The organism is Pseudomonas sp. PDM30 (genome assembly GCF_019218985.1).
Classification (GTDB): domain Bacteria; phylum Pseudomonadota; class Gammaproteobacteria; order Pseudomonadales; family Pseudomonadaceae; genus Aquipseudomonas; species Aquipseudomonas jessenii.
This window is the reverse complement of the sequence record NZ_JAHUWM010000003.1, coordinates 14,711-29,247: the sequence shown is the minus strand read 5'-3', so window position 1 is coordinate 29,247 and position 14,537 is coordinate 14,711. Positions and strand designations below refer to the sequence as shown.

The following is a 14,537-nucleotide window of genomic DNA, read 5'->3' as shown; positions in this document are numbered from 1 at the left end:
CAATGGGCATCAATGCGCGGCATCCGGCAAACCATGATGGCGTTGCCACAACGCCCGATAACGCTGTAATTCCTGCTGCCAATGCTCATCGTCCCAACCCAGTCGCGGTTGGCAGAGTTGGCGAATGGCAGCGAAATAATCCTCGCCACCGCGCGGCAGCAACAGGCCCAGGCGGGTTCGGCGCAGCAGCAGGTCATCCAGGTGCAGGACCATTTCCCCATCGCAGGCAACGGCCAGCTCCGCCCACAAGGTGTCAGTGCCGCCGACGGTGTCATGGCCGAGTTCCGCGATCAGTTGCGCCAGCCTCGGCAGGTCACGGCCATGCCGCCCGGCCAGGCGCCGCCACCGGTTGGCGCTGAGCCCCGGTATCGCCAGCGGCGGCACGGCGGCGAACACTGGCGCGGCGTCATCAACGAACGGACGATCGAGCATGGTTGCGCAGGCCTTGAGCACTTCAATCGCCTGCGGGCGAAAGGTGGTCAGCTTGCCGCCGGCCAGGGTCACGCAACCAGGCTCCTGCCACAGCACATGCTCACGGGTTTCATTCGACGGCTTGTCTTGATGCTCCCCCGCCGCACTGCCCACCACCGGGCGCACGCCCGACCAGGTCGACAGCACATCGGCGGCGACCACCTCGGCCTGGGGGAACTGTTGGCTGCAGGCCGCCAGCAGATAGTCGAGCTCATCAAAGCTGATGCTCGCGCTCTGGTCCAGATCGCCGTGATGATCGAGGTCCGTGGTGCCGACCACCGTGGCACCCTCCCAAGGGAAGACGAACACCGGTCGACGGTCGTGCTCGTGCAGAAAGGTGAAGGCTTGCGCCACTGGCAGGCGCCAGCCCGGCAACAGCAAATGACTGCCACGCAACGGGCGCAACTGGCGAGGGGCATCGGGCAGGCGCAAGCGCTCGGCCCACGCGCCGGTGGCCACGGCCAGCGCACCACAACGCAATGTCAGTAACCCGCCCCCTTCGCAGTCTTCGACCTGAACCCCGCAAACGCGCCCCGCTTCACGCAGCAATTGCTGCACGCGCACGCCGTTGAGCACCACGGCGCCGTCGGCCCGGGCCTCGCCCAATACGCGCATCACCAGACGGGCATCATCGGTCAGCGCATCGACAAAACAGGTGCCGCCCAGCAGGTCATCTTCCTTCACTCCGGGCGCCAGATAACGCAGTTGTTGCGCGTCATGGAAGTGATGGCTGCGCCGCCCGGCCAATGCGTCATAGATAGACAGCAAACCACCCAGCACCCGCGGTCCGGGAAAACCGCCACGGTAATGCGGCATCATGAAACTCATCGGCTCCACCAGCCCCGGCGCCTCGTCGAGCAGGCGCTGGCGTTCGCGGACTGAGTCGCGGGTCAGGCGCCACTGGCCCTTGGCGATGTAACGCAAGCCGCCATGGACCATTTTCGAGGAGCGGCTGGAGGTGCCCCAGGCGAAGTCGCGCTGCTCCAACAGCAGGCAACGCCACCCTCGGCGCGCGGCTTCGCGCAGGATACCGGCGCCACTGATGCCGCCACCGATGACGATCAGGTCCCAGGTTTCATCCGCCAGCGTCGGCAGCACCCGTTGTCGCCACGCCGCGTTCCAGTCCAGGCTCATGGCCGTCACTCCTGCAACAGCGTGCCAGGGTTCAGTCGCCCGGCCGGATCAAAGTGCCGACTCAGTGCCTGCAGGGTGTCCATCGCCAGCGCGCCCTTCTCCCGCCGCAGATACGGCGCGTGGTCCTTGCCCACGCCATGCTGGTGACTGATGGTGCCATGGTTGTCGACGATGGTCTGGCTGGCCGCCTGCTTGAGCGCCTGCCAGCGCGCCAGGGTGGCGGGGTAGTCGGCCGCCGGGCGAAACACATAGGTGGTGTAGATGCTCGATCCTTCGCCATAGACATGGGAAAGATGGGTGAAGACATGCACCCGCTCGCCTTCGGCAGCCAAGGCGTCGCGCAGGCTGTTTTCGATCAGCGTGAGCAGGTTATCGACGTTGCTCCAGTCAGTGGCCGTTTCCAGGGTGTCCACCACGTAACCGGCGTTCCACAGGTTTTCCCGCAGGTAGGGAAAACGAAAACGGTTCTGCGCCCACTTCTTGCCGAGCAAGGTGCCGGTAAACACCCCGCCGAACGCCTTGAGGTGCTGCCGGGCCTGGCGCAGGGACAGCGCATTTTGTCGTCGATTGCCGGTCACGCCGAACGTCAGCAGGCATTTGCCCTCACCGGCGCCGCGCAGGGCCAGGTACTTTTCCAGCCAGGCGATCTGCTGCGGGTGACCGGCCAGCGCCAGCTGGGTTTCGGTTTCCACCGCGTTGGACAGGCGCAGCATCGACAGCGGTACCCGCGCCTGGGCCAACTGGCGGATGGCTTGCAGCGCCTTGGGCCAATCGGGCAGAAACACACCATAGAAACGCTCATCGGCGGGCAGAACGCTGACCCGTACCTTCACCTCGGAAATGATCCCGAAGCGGCCCTCACAGCCCAACACCACCTCGCGCAGATCGGGCCCGGCCGCCGAGGCCGGAAAGGAGGGAATGTCCAAAGGTCCGGCAAAGGTTTCCAGGGTCCCGCCGGCGAACAGTTGCTCGATCCGCCCATAGCGCAGCGACTGCTGGCCACTGGAGCGGCTGGCGACCCAACCACCCAGGGTCGACAGCTCCCACGACTGCGGGAAGTGCCCCAGGGTGTAACCATGGGCGCGCAACTGACTTTCCACCTGCGGTCCGCTGGTGCCAGGGCCGAAGGTGGCCATCAGGCTCTGTTCGTCGAGGTCCAGCAGGCGATTCATGCGGGCCAGGGAAACTGTCACCACCGGCCGCGCGGAACTCGGCGGGTTGATGTGACCGGCCACCGAGGTGCCGCCGCCATAAGGAATCAGGCACAGGTCCTGTTCATGGGCGAGCAACAGTAACCGGCGAATCTGTTCAGCGTTCACGGGATAGGCCACGGCGTCGGGATAATTCCCCAGCGCGCCTTCACGCAACGCCAGCCAGTCCGGCAGGCTCTGCCCTCGCGCATGCAGCAAACGATCTTGGGCATCCACGCTGTACAGGAAGTGTTGCTGCAACCGCGACGGGGGCACGCGGGCCAATGCTGTCTCAAGCGTCGCATCGGGCAGCGCTCGACCGTCTCCCACCCGCAAGGCGAGAAAACTCGCGCCCTGGGACGGCAGTTCGACCACCGTGGTTGCATCTCCCCAGCCGTTCCAGCGTCGCATGCGTGTGTCCTTTTGCGGTTCTGATCAGTGATATTTCAGGCCCCCATACTAGTCAGCCGCCGAAAAGTGTCACGGTCGCATCCGGCCAGTTCGAGTAGCCAATTGAGTCAAACGTCGCGCAGGCGTCAGCCATTTACTTTAGCCGTGGTTTCAAATTACCTTTCAGGGCATTCATCCGCGCACGCGGGCCTTGATCAAAGGAATACGATCATGCAATCCCTGGGCTTCACTTCAGTTCCGCCGCTGCTCAAATACCTGCGTCATGCCGAACAACTGGGCATGGCCATCGAGCCTGCGTTGGCGGCTGCCGGGTTGCAGGCACAGCAGTTGAGTGACAACAGCCTGCGGTTGCCGGGTGAAGCCCATGAACGGCTGCTCGATTATTTCTGCGAACACTCGGGCGATGCGTTGTTCGGTCTCAACGCCGCACGTTTTGTGTTGCCCAACTCCTGGAGCGTGCTGGGTTACATCACCATGAACTGCGCGACACTGGGCGACGCCATGAGCCGCATCATGCCGTTCGAGAAGCTGGTGGGAGACATGGGCGTCAGCCGCGCCGAGGTGCAAGGCAGCGAGGTGCACCTGATCTGGACATGCCGCCATCAGCGCCCGCGAATTCGCCGACACCTGGTGGAAAACGTGCTCGGCTCCTGGCTGCAATACGCACGCTGGATCGCCGACACGCAAATGTCACCGGCTGCCGTCTGGCTGGAACATGCCTGTCCGGCCGACACGACGCTGGCACAGTACGAGCAGTTCTTCGACTGTCCGGTACTGTTCGACCAACCATATTCGGCGCTGATTGTCCCTTTGCCGTATTTGCAGTTGCCATTGCGCCAGGCCGATGCGCAATTGCTGCGCACCCTGGAAGAACATGCCCAGGGGTTGATGGCCACACTGGAGGACGCATCGCTGGAACAGCGGGTCAAAAGCATCCTGCGAAAGTTGCTCAAGGAAGGTCTGCCGCGCAAGGAGCAGGTGGCCGAGCATCTCGCGGTGTCAGTGCGCACGCTGCAACGCCAGCTGCATCAGGCCGGTACGTCGTACCAGCAGATCCTCGATGACCTGCGCCAGGAGCTGGCCGAGCATTACCTGCTCAACAGCACCCTGCCGATCCAGGACATCGCCCAGTACCTGGGTTTCACCGAACCCCGCTCGTTTCACCGCACGTTCAAAAGCCGGCGCGGGATGCCGCCCGGCGAGTTTCGCCAAACCCACCGGGTGCCGAACGAAGGCTGAAGGCTTAAACCTGAGGGGCTGAAGGCTCAGAGGCTGATCGCGTTGGTGAACACCAACCGATTGCCGAACGGGTCGGCGATGGTCATGTCCTGGCTGCCCCAGGGCATGGCCTGAATCTGTGGATGGGAAAACCTGTATTGCTTGGCCAACAGTTGCTGCTGAAACTTCTCCAGCTCATCCGTCTCGATCCGCAGCGCAGACCCCGGTGTGCTATCGCCATGGTGTTCGGACAAGTGCAGCACACATTCGCCACGGGAGATTTGCAGGTACAGCGGGTAATTCGCTTCGAATCGATGTTGCCAGTCGATCTTGAACCCCAGGAAATCGACGTAGAACTCCACTGCCTTGGCTTCGTCGAAAATACGCAGGATCGGAGTTGTTTTGCCGAAGCTCATCGGGTTGCTCCCAGACAATGAAAGACCTGCAGGAGCGAGCTTGCTCGCGATGGTCGTTAACGATGACGCGTGTCTACTGGGTAAACGCTGCGCCCTATCGTCCATCGCGAGCAAGCTTGCTCCTACAAAATACGTAACCGAACCGCAATGATAGCCGGGCCTGATGTCAGCAATTCGGCGCGGAAATGCCATTCTTTAGTTTCAAAGTGCCATCACTGTGACACAGTCCTCGAAACTCACTGAAAACCCGTGCGCAAATCCCCTTCCCGGGCCAGAAACCGTCCTTCCCTGCGCCCGTTGGCCTGGCCATCACGGTAACTCAACACACCGTTGATCCATACCCCTTCAATGCCCTCCGCCGCCCGCTGTGGGTCGTTGAAGTCGGCGACATCACGAATTGTCGCCGGGTCGAACAACACCAGGTCCGCCCAATGGCCTTCGCGTATTTCACCGCGCGCCTTCAAGCCGAAGCGCGCCGCCGACAGCCCGGTCATTTTGTGCACGGCGGTGTGCAGCGGGAACAGTCCCACGTCGCGGCTGAAATGTCCGAGCACCCGAGGGAATGCGCCCCACAAGCGTGGGTGCGGAAACGGATCTTCCGGCAAGCCGTCGGAGCCGACCATCGACAGCGGATGCGCGAGGATCCGACGGACATCCGCCTCATCCATTCCGTAGTACACCGCACCGGCCGGTTGCAGTTGGCGAGCGGCCTCCAGCAACGGCAGATTCCATTCGGCGGCGATGTCCATCAGGTCGCGGCCGCCCATCTGCGGATGCGGGGTCGACCAGGTGATGGTGATGCGGTGGGCATCGGTCACCTGCTTGAGGTCCAGGGTCGAAGAGCTCGCGGCGTAGGGATAACAGTCGCACCCCACCGGGTGGGTCTTCGCTGCCTCTTCGAGGGACGCCAGCAGCTGTGGGCTACGCCCCCAGTTACCGGCGCCGGCGCATTTGAGGTGAGAGATGATCACCGGGCTTTGCGCATGGCGACCGATCCGGTACGCCTCGTCCATGGCCTCCAGCACCGGTTCGAATTCGCTGCGCAAATGGGTGGTATAGACCGCCCCGAACGCGGTCAATTCTTCGGTCAGTTGCATCACTTCATCGGTCGATGCCGAGAAGGCGCTGGCATAGGCAAGGCCGGTGGACAGGCCCAGGGCGCCGGCCTCGAGGCTTTCGCGCAGTTGCTCGCGCATGGCGCTGATTTCATCGGCCGTGGCGGTGCGTAACAGGTCGTCCAGATGATTGCTGCGCAACGCCGTATGACCGACCAGCGCGGCAACGTTCAACGTGGTGTTCGCCGCTTCGACGGCCACGCGGTAGTCGCGGAAGGTCGGATAAACGAACGCAGCGGCAGTGCCCAGCAGGTTCATCGGGTCCGGCGGATCGCCGCGCAAGCTCACTGGCGAGGCACTGATCCCGCAGTTGCCGACGATGACCGTGGTCACGCCCTGGCTGAGCTTGGGCAGCATCTGCGGCTGACGAATCACCACGGTGTCGTCATGGGTGTGCACGTCGATGAAACCCGGCGCCAGCACATGGCCTTGCGCGTCGATTTCCTCGCTGGCACGGGCATCGCGTAAGTCGCCAATACGCTCGATGCGCCCGTTGAAAATGGCCACGTCGGCGGAGTAACCGGGGCTGTTGCTGCCGTCGATGATCAGGGCGTTGCGAATCAGCGTGTCGTACTGCATGTCAGTCTCCCAGCGGCAAGTGATCGTCGCCGCCGCGGTATTCGTCCAGGGCGAGTTTGATCCGCCGCAGACGTTCTTGATTGTCTTCAGGATTGGCCAGGGCCAGCTCGGTGGCGAGCACATCGATGGCCAGCAACATGCCGTAGCGCGCTGCCGTGGGTTTGTAGATGAACGAGGTTTCGGCGCTTTGCAGGGGCAGGACGATATCGGCCAGTTGCGCCAGGGGCGAATCTGCCCGGGTGATGGCCAGAATGCCTGCGCCATAGTTGCGCGCCAGCTCCACCGTTTCAATCAGCTCCGGGGTGATCCCGGTCAGCGAGCAGACAATCACCACGTGTTCAGCGCTGAGGCTGGCGGCGGTGACGCGCATCATCACCGCATCGTGGCACACCGCAATCGGATAGCCGAGGCGTACCAGGCGCACTTGCAGTTCATCGCTGCACAGGGTCGAGCAGCCGCCCATGCCGAAAGCGTGGATCATGCGCGCCTTGCCCAGCAGTTTCACCGCATCGGCGAAACGCGACTCATCGAACGCGGCCAGGTGCTGGCGCAAGGTCGACTCGATGTCGCCCACGATCTGCCCGTAGAACGCCGACTGCTCGGGCGTGCCCGCCGGGTCGAGAAACCGGCTGCCGACGCCGCTGGCCTGGGCCAGTTGCAAGCGCAAGTCACGCAGGTCCTTGCAGCCGACCGTACGGGCGAACCGCGACAGCGTGGCGCTGCTGACCTCCGCCCGCAGCGCCAGCTCATCGAGGCTGGCGGAGGCGGCAAATCCTACGTCGTCAAGCATCAGGCGGGCGATACGCCCTTCACCGGCGCTGAAGGAGTCCTGACGGGCGCGGATCTGGTAGAGGATGTCCATGCAAGTGGCTCCGGCTAAATCAGGTAAGAAAGGCCAACGGTCAGGCCGAAGGCGACGACCGAGATCAACGTCTCGAGCACGGTCCAGGTCTTGAAGGTTTGGGTAACGGTCATGTTGAAGTATTCCTTGATCAACCAGAAACCACCGTCGTTGACGTGGGAAAAGATAACCGACCCGGCGCCAGTCGCCAGCACCAGCAACTCCGGATGGGGATAACCCAGACCAATGGCCACTGGCGCGACCACGCCTGAAGCGGTGGTCATGGCCACAGTGGCAGAACCGGTGGCGATGCGCATCAGCGCGGCAAACAGCCAGCCCATCAACAGCGGCGACAAATGAAATTCGTGGGCCAGGCCGACGATCTGGTCGGTGACGCCGGCGTCCACCAGAATCCGGTTCAAACCACCGCCGGCGCCTACCAGCAAGGTGATGCTCGCAGTCGGTGCCAGGCATTCATTGGTGAACTTGAGGATCGATTCACGGTTGAAGCCCTGGGCCAGGCCGAGGGTCCAGAAACTCAACAATGTGGCCAGCAACAGCGCGATCACCGAGTTGCCGATGAACAGCAGGAACTGATTGAAACCACTGCCCGGCGTAGAAATCAGATTGGCCCAGCCACCGATCAGCATCAGCACCACCGGCAACAGGATGGTCGCCATGGTGATGCCGAAACCCGGCAGGCTGTCGCGCGGCTCACGCTCCAGGAACTGGCGTTCCAGCGGGTTTTCCGCCGGCAACTGAATGCGCGGCACGATGAATTTGGCGTACAGGGGACCTGCGATGATCGCCGTCGGAATGCCGATCAGGATCGCGTACATCAAGGTCTGCCCCACCGACGCCTGATACACCTGCACCGCCAACATCGCCGCCGGGTGCGGCGGCACCAGCGCATGCACCACCGAAAGCCCGGCGACCATCGGCAAGCCGACCATCAGGATCGAGACGCCAACCCGCCGCGCCACGGTAAAGGCAATCGGCACCAGCAAGACGAAACCGACTTCGAAGAACAGCGGCAACCCCACCAGAAACGCGATGGTCACCATCGCCCAATGCGCGTTCTTCTCGCCAAAGCGGTCGATCAAGGTCCGCGCCACCTGCTCGGCGCCACCGGACTCGGCCATCATCTTGCCGAGCATGGTGCCCAGCGCCACTACCAGCGCGATGTGCCCCAAGGTCTTGCCGACCCCGGCCTCGTACGCCCCCACCACACCCGACGGCGGCATCCCGGCGACCAGCGCCAGGCCAATGGAAATCAGGGTGATGACAATGAACGGGTTGAGCCGGTAACGGGCGATCAGAACGATCAGTGCAATGATGGCGATGGCGGCATACACCAGCAGCCAATAGCCGAAGGACAGGGTCATGCGGTACTCCTCGAGAGGGTCACGTCGAAATATTTGTGAAACTCTTAAAACATTTCGGAAGGTGATTTTCAAACGAGGTGAAAGTAATTTTCGTACAGAGGTAAGACGTGTCGCGCAGAGGTATGAGTTGTCGCAAATAATGAAAATCAGGCAGGCGGATTTTCATCGCGCCTGCCTGTTTGATTTCAGTCGTGCTGCATCCGGGCACGCTTGAGCAATTTCTTGCAACGCTCGGACAAATGCAGCACCCGCAGGTGCTTGCCGGCCTTGGTGTAGCGCTCGCGCAAGGTGCCCAGTGCAGCGATGGCCGAGTAGTCGACAAAGCTCAGGTGCTGGCAATCCAGGGTCACTTGCGCCGGGTCATTGGCCGGATCGAACTGATTGAGGAAGGGTGTGGTCGAGGCGAAGAACAGCGTGCCATGCACCCGGTACAGCTTGCTGCCGTCGGTTTCCAGATGACTGTCGGCGTACAGCTGCCGGGCCTGCTGCCAGGCGAAATTGAGCGCCGCAATGATGATCCCGCACAGCACCGCCATTGCCAGATCGGTGAAAACGGTAATCACCGTCACCGCGATGATCACCAGCACGTCGTTCAACGGCACCTTGTTCAGCACCCGCAACGAAGCCCAGGCGAAGGTCTGTTGCGACACCACGAACATCACCCCCACCAGCGCGGCCAGCGGAATGCGCTCGATCAGCGGCGACAGAAACAGGATGAACAACAGGATCGACACCCCCGCCACCACCCCGGACAAACGCCCGCGACCGCCGGAACTGAGGTTGATCACGGTCTGGCCGATCATGGCGCACCCGCCCATGCCGCCGAACGCACCGGACACCAGATTCGCCGCCCCCAGCGCCACGCACTCGCGATCCGGGTAACCACGGCTCTCGGTGAATTCGTCGGTGAGGTTCAGGGTCAACAGGGTTTCCAGCAACCCGACCAGCGCCATCACGATCGCGTAGGGCGCGATGATGCGCAGGGTGTCCAGGTTCCACGCAATGTCCGGCAGCGCCAGCGTCGGCAAGCCACCGGCAATGTGTGCCATGTCGCCCAGGGTGCGGGTCGGCAGGCCAAGCAGATACACCGCCAGGCCCACGCCGAGAATCGCCACCAGCGCCGGTGGCACCGTACGGGTCAGGCGCGGCATCACATAGACAACGGCCATGGTCACCGCGACCAGCCCGAGCATCATGTACAGCGGCGTACCGCTCAACCAGGCCTCACCGTTCTTGAAGTGCTCCAGTTGCGCCAGGGCAATGACAATCGCCAGGCCGTTGACGAAACCGAGCATCACCGGGTACGGCACCATGCGCACCAGCTTGCCGAGCTTGAGCAGCCCGAACGCGATCATGATCAACCCGCCCAGCAACACCGTGGCCAGCAGATACTGCACACCGTGTTGCACCACCAGCGCGACGATCACCACGGCCATCGAGCCTGCCGCGCCAGACACCATGCCCGGTCGCCCACCGAACAGCGCGGTCAGGGTGCAGATGATGAACGCGCCATAGAGCCCCATCAACGGATTGAGATGGGCCACCAGCGCGAAAGCGATGCACTCGGGCAACAGGGCGAAGGAAGTGGTAAGTCCGGCCAGGACATCGGCACGTAGACGTTTTGCTTTCATTGGGAACCGCACACAGGGAGAGACTAAAAAGAGTGTGCGGATGTTACGGAAATGCAGTCAGACCGACCAGTTGTTGTGCCTGCGCAAACGCCATCGCGAGCAAGCTCGCTCCCACAGGTTTTGCGTCATTCACGAAAAGGGCGAACAACACAGTACCTGTGGGAGCGTGGCTTGCCCGCGAAGAACGATGACGCAGTCTAAAGCGAGCTCACACCCTCTCGTCATTGCCCAGCAATCACGAATCAACCCTTGAAGTCAGCGCTCGCATAATCGGCCAACTTGCCCTGGATAAAGTCCAGGAAGCACTGAATGCGCAGGGCCAGTTGCGAGTTGCGGTAGTACACCGCGTTGATCGGCTGGCGATAACCGCTGTTGAACTCGGCCAGCAACACCTTCAAGCGTCCGGCACGAATGTCTTCGATGGTCATGAAATGCGACAGGCTGGCGATGCCTTGCCCGTCCAGTGCGAGATGGCGGATGGTTTCGCCGCTGGAAGCACTGATCGACGCCTGGATCGGCCAGCGATCGCCATGCACATAACGCAGCGGCCATTGGTTGAGGCCTTCGTTCTGGGTGAACCCCAGCAGCGTATGGTGGGCCAGGTCAGCCACGGCTTGCGGTGTGCCGTATTTTTCCAGGTACGCCGGGCTGGCGACGATGTGCAGCGGGCTGCAACCCAGGGAGCGGGCATGCAGCGTCGAGTCGGTCAGGGTGCCAATGCGAATGGCGATGTCGGTACTCTGCTCCAGCAGATCGATGATCAAATCGTTGCTGTTGAGTTCGAGCTGGATGTCGGGGTAAAGCCTGCGGAATTCATCGATGTAGGGCACGATGGCGTGCAGCATGAAAGGTGATGCCGCGTTGATCCGCAGCCGCCCGGACGGTGTTTGCTGGCGTGAAGACAGACGCTCTTCGAGCTCATCCATCTGATCGAGAATCCGCTTGGCGTGTTCGAAGAAGTACTTGCCCTCTTCGGTCAGGTCCATGCGCCGCGTGGTGCGGTTGATCAACGTGGTGTCGAGCTTGGCCTCCAGCCGCGACAGCGTACGACTGACCGCCGAAGGCGTTTGCCCGACCTGCTCGGCCGCCGCAGAAATCGACCCGCATTCAATCACGCAGACGAAAACCTGCAACTCATCGGATCTGGCTTTCACGTGTGTCCTCTTTTGCGAGTCGGCGCGGCGATCTTCCTGGCCGTTGCATCGGATAGTAGCCGAGCACTACGCCTTGAGGCCAAACACCTCTGCCAAATGCTGCTCATAGCGCGCCACGTCGCCTTCGATGTTTGGGCGCTTCATCACGTCCACACACAGGAACGTCGGCAAACCGGTCATGCCCAGGAACTCGTTGGCCTTGTGGAACGGGAAGTACACCGCGTCCACGCCTTTGGCCTCGAAGAAATCGGTCGGGTCGTCGAAGGCCTGCTGCGGGGCGTTCCAGGTCAGCGACAACATGTATTGCTTGCCGTGAATCAGGCCGCCGCTGCCGTACTTCTGCGACGCGTCCGAACGGGTGCGACCGTCGCTGGCATAGAGGCTGCCATGGCCTTCGGTGAAGACTTCATCAATGTACTTTTTCACGGTCCACGGCGCGCCCATCCACCAGCCGGGCATCTGGTAAATGATCACGTCGGCCCAGAGGAACTTGGCCACTTCTTCGGCGACGTCGTAGCCCTCGTCGATGAAAGTGGTTTTGACATCCATACCGCCGCGATCCAGCACGCTCAACGCGGCTTCATGCAGGGTGGCGTTGTAGCGGCCGTCGGAGTGTGCAAATTTTTTGCCGCCATTGAGCAACAGGACTTTTTTCATGGGAGGTCTCGGGAAGGTCGGGAATCGGATGGCGGCAGAGTACCGATCGACCTCCCGCGGAGTAAGCGTCGATTTGGCAAAATTCATTTGACCTACAAGCACGAATCAACAAGCGATTGTTGCCTTAAACTGGCGCCAGTTCTGACTTGAGGAGAGATGTAGATGAGTGAAATCCAGGGATTCATCCTGCACGCCAAGACCCGTCCGGAAAAATCCGACGCCTTTGAAGCGTTTTTCAGCGGCTACGTGCAAGCGAGCCGAGCCGAACCCGGTTGCATCGAATACCACATGCTGCGCGACAAACAGGACCCGACCCTGTTCATCTTCTACGAAATCTGGCAATCCCAGGCCCACCTCGATGTGCACTCGAACCTGCCGCACATGAAGCAGTTTCTCGCGCAGCGTGATGAATACCTGGAACGGGATTTCGAGATCCGCGCCATCGACATGATCAGTCCGTCGTCCGCTAGCCGCTGATCAGCAAATGGCCGCCGAGCACCCCCAGGCCAACGAAGAACACGCGCTTGAACCACAGGGCACTGATCCGCTGGCGCAGCGATTGCCCCAGCCACATGCCGAGCATGGCCGGGATCAGCGCCAACAGCGATGCGCTCAATTCGCCCCCGCCGAGCGCGCCGCGCCATAGCAAACCACCGGCCAGGGCCAGGGTCGAGACGGTGAACGACAGGCCCAGCGCCTGCACCAGCTGGTCCCTGCTCAAACCCAGCGCTTGCAGATAGGGCACCGCCGGAATCACGAACACGCCGGTGGCCGACGTGATGACGCCGGTCAGCACGCCGCACAGTGGACCGAGCCAGCGTTCGCTGCGCCGCCCCACACGCACAGTCGGCAGGAACAAACCGCTGAGCGCATACAGCAACAATGCCGCGCCCAACCCCCGCACCACCCAATGGCCACCGCTCATGCCGACCCACAGCGTGCCTGCCCCGGTGCCGATGAAAATCGCCAGCAACATCGGCCACAACCGCTTGGCCAGCCCCGACAGATGCCCGCCGAATGCCAGTTGCCAAATGTTGGTCAGGGTCGCCGGAATGATCAGCAGCGCCGCAGCCTGCGTCGGCGCCATAGCCAGACCGAGCAGGCCCATGGCAACGGTCGGCAGGCCGAGGCCGATCACGCCCTTGATCATGCCGGCCAGCACAAAGGTGCCGATAACCAGCAGCGAAAGGGCCAAGCCGAGATGCTGATAAAACGCCGAGAGTGTATTCATGGGGCCATGGTGAGCCCGCGGGGGTTGATTGAAAATCTGCCATATACTGAGGCTGCCTCTCTTCAGACAAGAGGCTGAATAATCGGGTGCGGTATCTGACGCCATCGCGAGCAAGCTCGTTCCCACAGTGGTTATCTGTTGTTCACAAATCTCCTGTGGGAGCGAGCTTGCTCGCGATGGCGGCCTCCCAGACAACACACATCCAGAGGTTGCCGTAATGCACTTCGACCTGACCGACCTGCGCCTGTACCTGAACATCCTCGACATCGGCAACATCACCGCCGGTGCCGCGCGCAGTCATTTGTCCCTGGCAGCGGCCAGCGCGCGAATTCGCGCCATGGAGGCGTCGCTGGGCGTCGAATTTCTCCAGCGCAATCGTCGTGGGGTCAGCCCGACGCCGGCCGGCAATGCCCTGGCCCGACACGCCCGGGTTCTGCTGCAACAGGCCGAACGCCTGCAACAGGAACTGGCCGAATACGCCCAGGGCGTCAAAGGCCAGGTGCGGCTGCTGTGCAACACCACGGCGATCACCGAATACCTGCCAGAGCTGCTCGCGGATTTCCTGCATAGCCATCCCAACCTCGACATCGACTTGCAGGAACTGCCCAGCGCCCGCATTACCCACGCCTTGCGCCAGGGTGCGGCGGACCTGGGCATCGTTTCCGACGCGGTGGACACCGATGACCTGCAGACCCGAGCGTTTCGCGATGATCCGCTGGTGCTGATCATGCCCCGGGAACATCCCTTGTCTCATGCGACCTCAGTGAGCTTCACCGACACGTTGCATCACGACTACGTTGGCCTGAATGCCAACAGCGCGCTGGCGGTGTACCTGGAAGAGCAGGCACTGCACGCCGGCCTGCGCATGCAGATTCGTATCCGCGCCGACGGTTTCGATGGCGTGATGCGCATGGTCGCCCGAGGGGCGGGACTGGCAATCGTGCCGCTGGCCGCGGTCGAACGCGAGTCCGCCGGACTACCCTTCAAAAGCCTCGCCCTGCAAGAACCCTGGGGCCAACGCAAACTGTTGCTCTGTGCCCGGGACTTCGCCGCATTACCCGGTTATGCCAAGGCCCTGCTGCACGCCTTGACTCTCCCCTGAGG

Annotated in this window: 13 protein-coding genes; 3 read left to right on the top strand and 10 right to left on the bottom strand. The window is 62.2% G+C overall.

Features of this window, described 5'->3' with window-relative positions; translation table 11 throughout:
* Positions 1-9: 9 nt before the first annotated feature.
* Both KW840_RS07530 and KW840_RS07525 read right to left on the bottom strand, forming a co-directional pair.
* Positions 10-1,605 (bottom strand): glycerol-3-phosphate dehydrogenase/oxidase, encoded by a 1,596-nt coding sequence (locus KW840_RS07530; RefSeq protein ID WP_218494857.1) that lies wholly within the window; start codon positions 1,603-1,605, stop codon positions 10-12.
* A 5-nt stretch (positions 1,606-1,610) separates the two neighbouring features.
* Entirely contained in the window at positions 1,611-3,206 is a 1,596-nt protein-coding gene (locus KW840_RS07525; RefSeq protein ID WP_218494856.1) for an FAD-binding oxidoreductase, read from the bottom strand.
* A 210-nt stretch (positions 3,207-3,416) separates the two neighbouring features.
* On the opposite strand from KW840_RS07525, the gene KW840_RS07520 reads away from it, so the two are divergent.
* Positions 3,417-4,445: an AraC family transcriptional regulator gene (locus tag KW840_RS07520; RefSeq protein ID WP_090452994.1), complete on the top strand. Its 1,029-nt coding sequence runs from the start codon at positions 3,417-3,419 to the stop codon at positions 4,443-4,445.
* Between the two features lie 26 nt (positions 4,446-4,471).
* Here KW840_RS07520 and KW840_RS07515 read toward each other — a convergent pair whose 3' ends face one another.
* The 7 genes from KW840_RS07515 to KW840_RS07485 form a co-directional block, all read right to left on the bottom strand.
* Positions 4,472-4,840 carry a glyoxalase superfamily protein gene (locus tag KW840_RS07515; protein ID WP_154910464.1) on the bottom strand — a complete coding sequence of 123 codons (369 nt, stop codon included), beginning with the start codon at positions 4,838-4,840 and terminating at the stop codon, positions 4,472-4,474.
* A 236-nt stretch (positions 4,841-5,076) separates the two neighbouring features.
* Positions 5,077-6,534 (bottom strand): D-aminoacylase, encoded by a 1,458-nt coding sequence (locus KW840_RS07510; protein WP_218494851.1) that lies wholly within the window; start codon positions 6,532-6,534, stop codon positions 5,077-5,079.
* A 1-nt stretch (position 6,535) separates the two neighbouring features.
* Complete coding sequence (locus tag KW840_RS07505; protein WP_218494849.1) at positions 6,536-7,396, bottom strand: MurR/RpiR family transcriptional regulator; 861 nt, start codon at positions 7,394-7,396, stop codon at positions 6,536-6,538.
* A 14-nt stretch (positions 7,397-7,410) separates the two neighbouring features.
* Entirely contained in the window at positions 7,411-8,760 is a 1,350-nt protein-coding gene (locus KW840_RS07500; protein ID WP_008047545.1) for a gluconate:H+ symporter, read from the bottom strand.
* Positions 8,761-8,945: 185 nt separating this feature from the next.
* On the bottom strand, positions 8,946-10,391 hold the full coding sequence (locus KW840_RS07495) for a SulP family inorganic anion transporter (protein ID WP_057716510.1): 1,446 nt from the start codon (positions 10,389-10,391) through the stop codon (positions 8,946-8,948).
* Positions 10,392-10,633: 242 nt separating this feature from the next.
* Positions 10,634-11,545 (bottom strand): LysR family transcriptional regulator, encoded by a 912-nt coding sequence (locus KW840_RS07490; RefSeq protein ID WP_218494847.1) that lies wholly within the window; start codon positions 11,543-11,545, stop codon positions 10,634-10,636.
* 66 nt (positions 11,546-11,611) lie between these two features.
* Positions 11,612-12,202: an NAD(P)H-dependent oxidoreductase gene (locus KW840_RS07485; protein WP_102669005.1), complete on the bottom strand. Its 591-nt coding sequence runs from the start codon at positions 12,200-12,202 to the stop codon at positions 11,612-11,614.
* A gap of 162 nt (positions 12,203-12,364) precedes the next feature.
* Between KW840_RS07485 and KW840_RS07480 the strand changes: the two genes are divergently transcribed.
* The gene (locus tag KW840_RS07480; RefSeq protein ID WP_218494846.1) at positions 12,365-12,679 is read left to right on the top strand and encodes a putative quinol monooxygenase; all 315 of its coding nucleotides are present in this window, start codon (positions 12,365-12,367) and stop codon (positions 12,677-12,679) included.
* Here KW840_RS07480 and KW840_RS07475 read toward each other — a convergent pair.
* The gene (locus tag KW840_RS07475) at positions 12,669-13,433 is read right to left on the bottom strand and encodes a sulfite exporter TauE/SafE family protein (protein WP_218494843.1); all 765 of its coding nucleotides are present in this window, start codon (positions 13,431-13,433) and stop codon (positions 12,669-12,671) included. The two genes, KW840_RS07480 and KW840_RS07475, sit on opposite strands and share 11 nt — an antisense overlap.
* Positions 13,434-13,650: 217 nt before the next feature.
* Between KW840_RS07475 and KW840_RS07470 the strand changes: the two genes are divergently transcribed.
* Complete coding sequence (locus KW840_RS07470) at positions 13,651-14,535, top strand: LysR family transcriptional regulator (RefSeq protein ID WP_218494842.1); 885 nt, start codon at positions 13,651-13,653, stop codon at positions 14,533-14,535.
* Positions 14,536-14,537: the final 2 nt, after the last annotated feature.

What these genes read in the sequence shown, in the direction of transcription:
- KW840_RS07500 (WP_008047545.1), bottom strand. Translation starts at nt 8,760, where the DNA reads ATGACCCTGTCCTTCGGCTATTGGCTGCTGGTGTATGCCGCCATCGCC.
- KW840_RS07520 (WP_090452994.1), top strand. Translation starts at nt 3,417, where the DNA reads ATGCAATCCCTGGGCTTCACTTCAGTTCCGCCGCTGCTCAAATACCTG.
- KW840_RS07525 (WP_218494856.1), bottom strand. Translation starts at nt 3,206, where the DNA reads ATGCGACGCTGGAACGGCTGGGGAGATGCAACCACGGTGGTCGAACTG.
- KW840_RS07475 (WP_218494843.1), bottom strand. Translation starts at nt 13,433, where the DNA reads ATGAATACACTCTCGGCGTTTTATCAGCATCTCGGCTTGGCCCTTTCG.
- KW840_RS07510 (WP_218494851.1), bottom strand. Translation starts at nt 6,534, where the DNA reads ATGCAGTACGACACGCTGATTCGCAACGCCCTGATCATCGACGGCAGC.
- KW840_RS07480 (WP_218494846.1), top strand. Translation starts at nt 12,365, where the DNA reads ATGAGTGAAATCCAGGGATTCATCCTGCACGCCAAGACCCGTCCGGAA.
- KW840_RS07515 (WP_154910464.1), bottom strand. Translation starts at nt 4,840, where the DNA reads ATGAGCTTCGGCAAAACAACTCCGATCCTGCGTATTTTCGACGAAGCC.
- KW840_RS07530 (WP_218494857.1), bottom strand. Translation starts at nt 1,605, where the DNA reads ATGAGCCTGGACTGGAACGCGGCGTGGCGACAACGGGTGCTGCCGACG.
- KW840_RS07505 (WP_218494849.1), bottom strand. Translation starts at nt 7,396, where the DNA reads ATGGACATCCTCTACCAGATCCGCGCCCGTCAGGACTCCTTCAGCGCC.
- KW840_RS07470 (WP_218494842.1), top strand. Translation starts at nt 13,651, where the DNA reads ATGCACTTCGACCTGACCGACCTGCGCCTGTACCTGAACATCCTCGAC.
- KW840_RS07485 (WP_102669005.1), bottom strand. Translation starts at nt 12,202, where the DNA reads ATGAAAAAAGTCCTGTTGCTCAATGGCGGCAAAAAATTTGCACACTCC.
- KW840_RS07495 (WP_057716510.1), bottom strand. Translation starts at nt 10,391, where the DNA reads ATGAAAGCAAAACGTCTACGTGCCGATGTCCTGGCCGGACTTACCACT.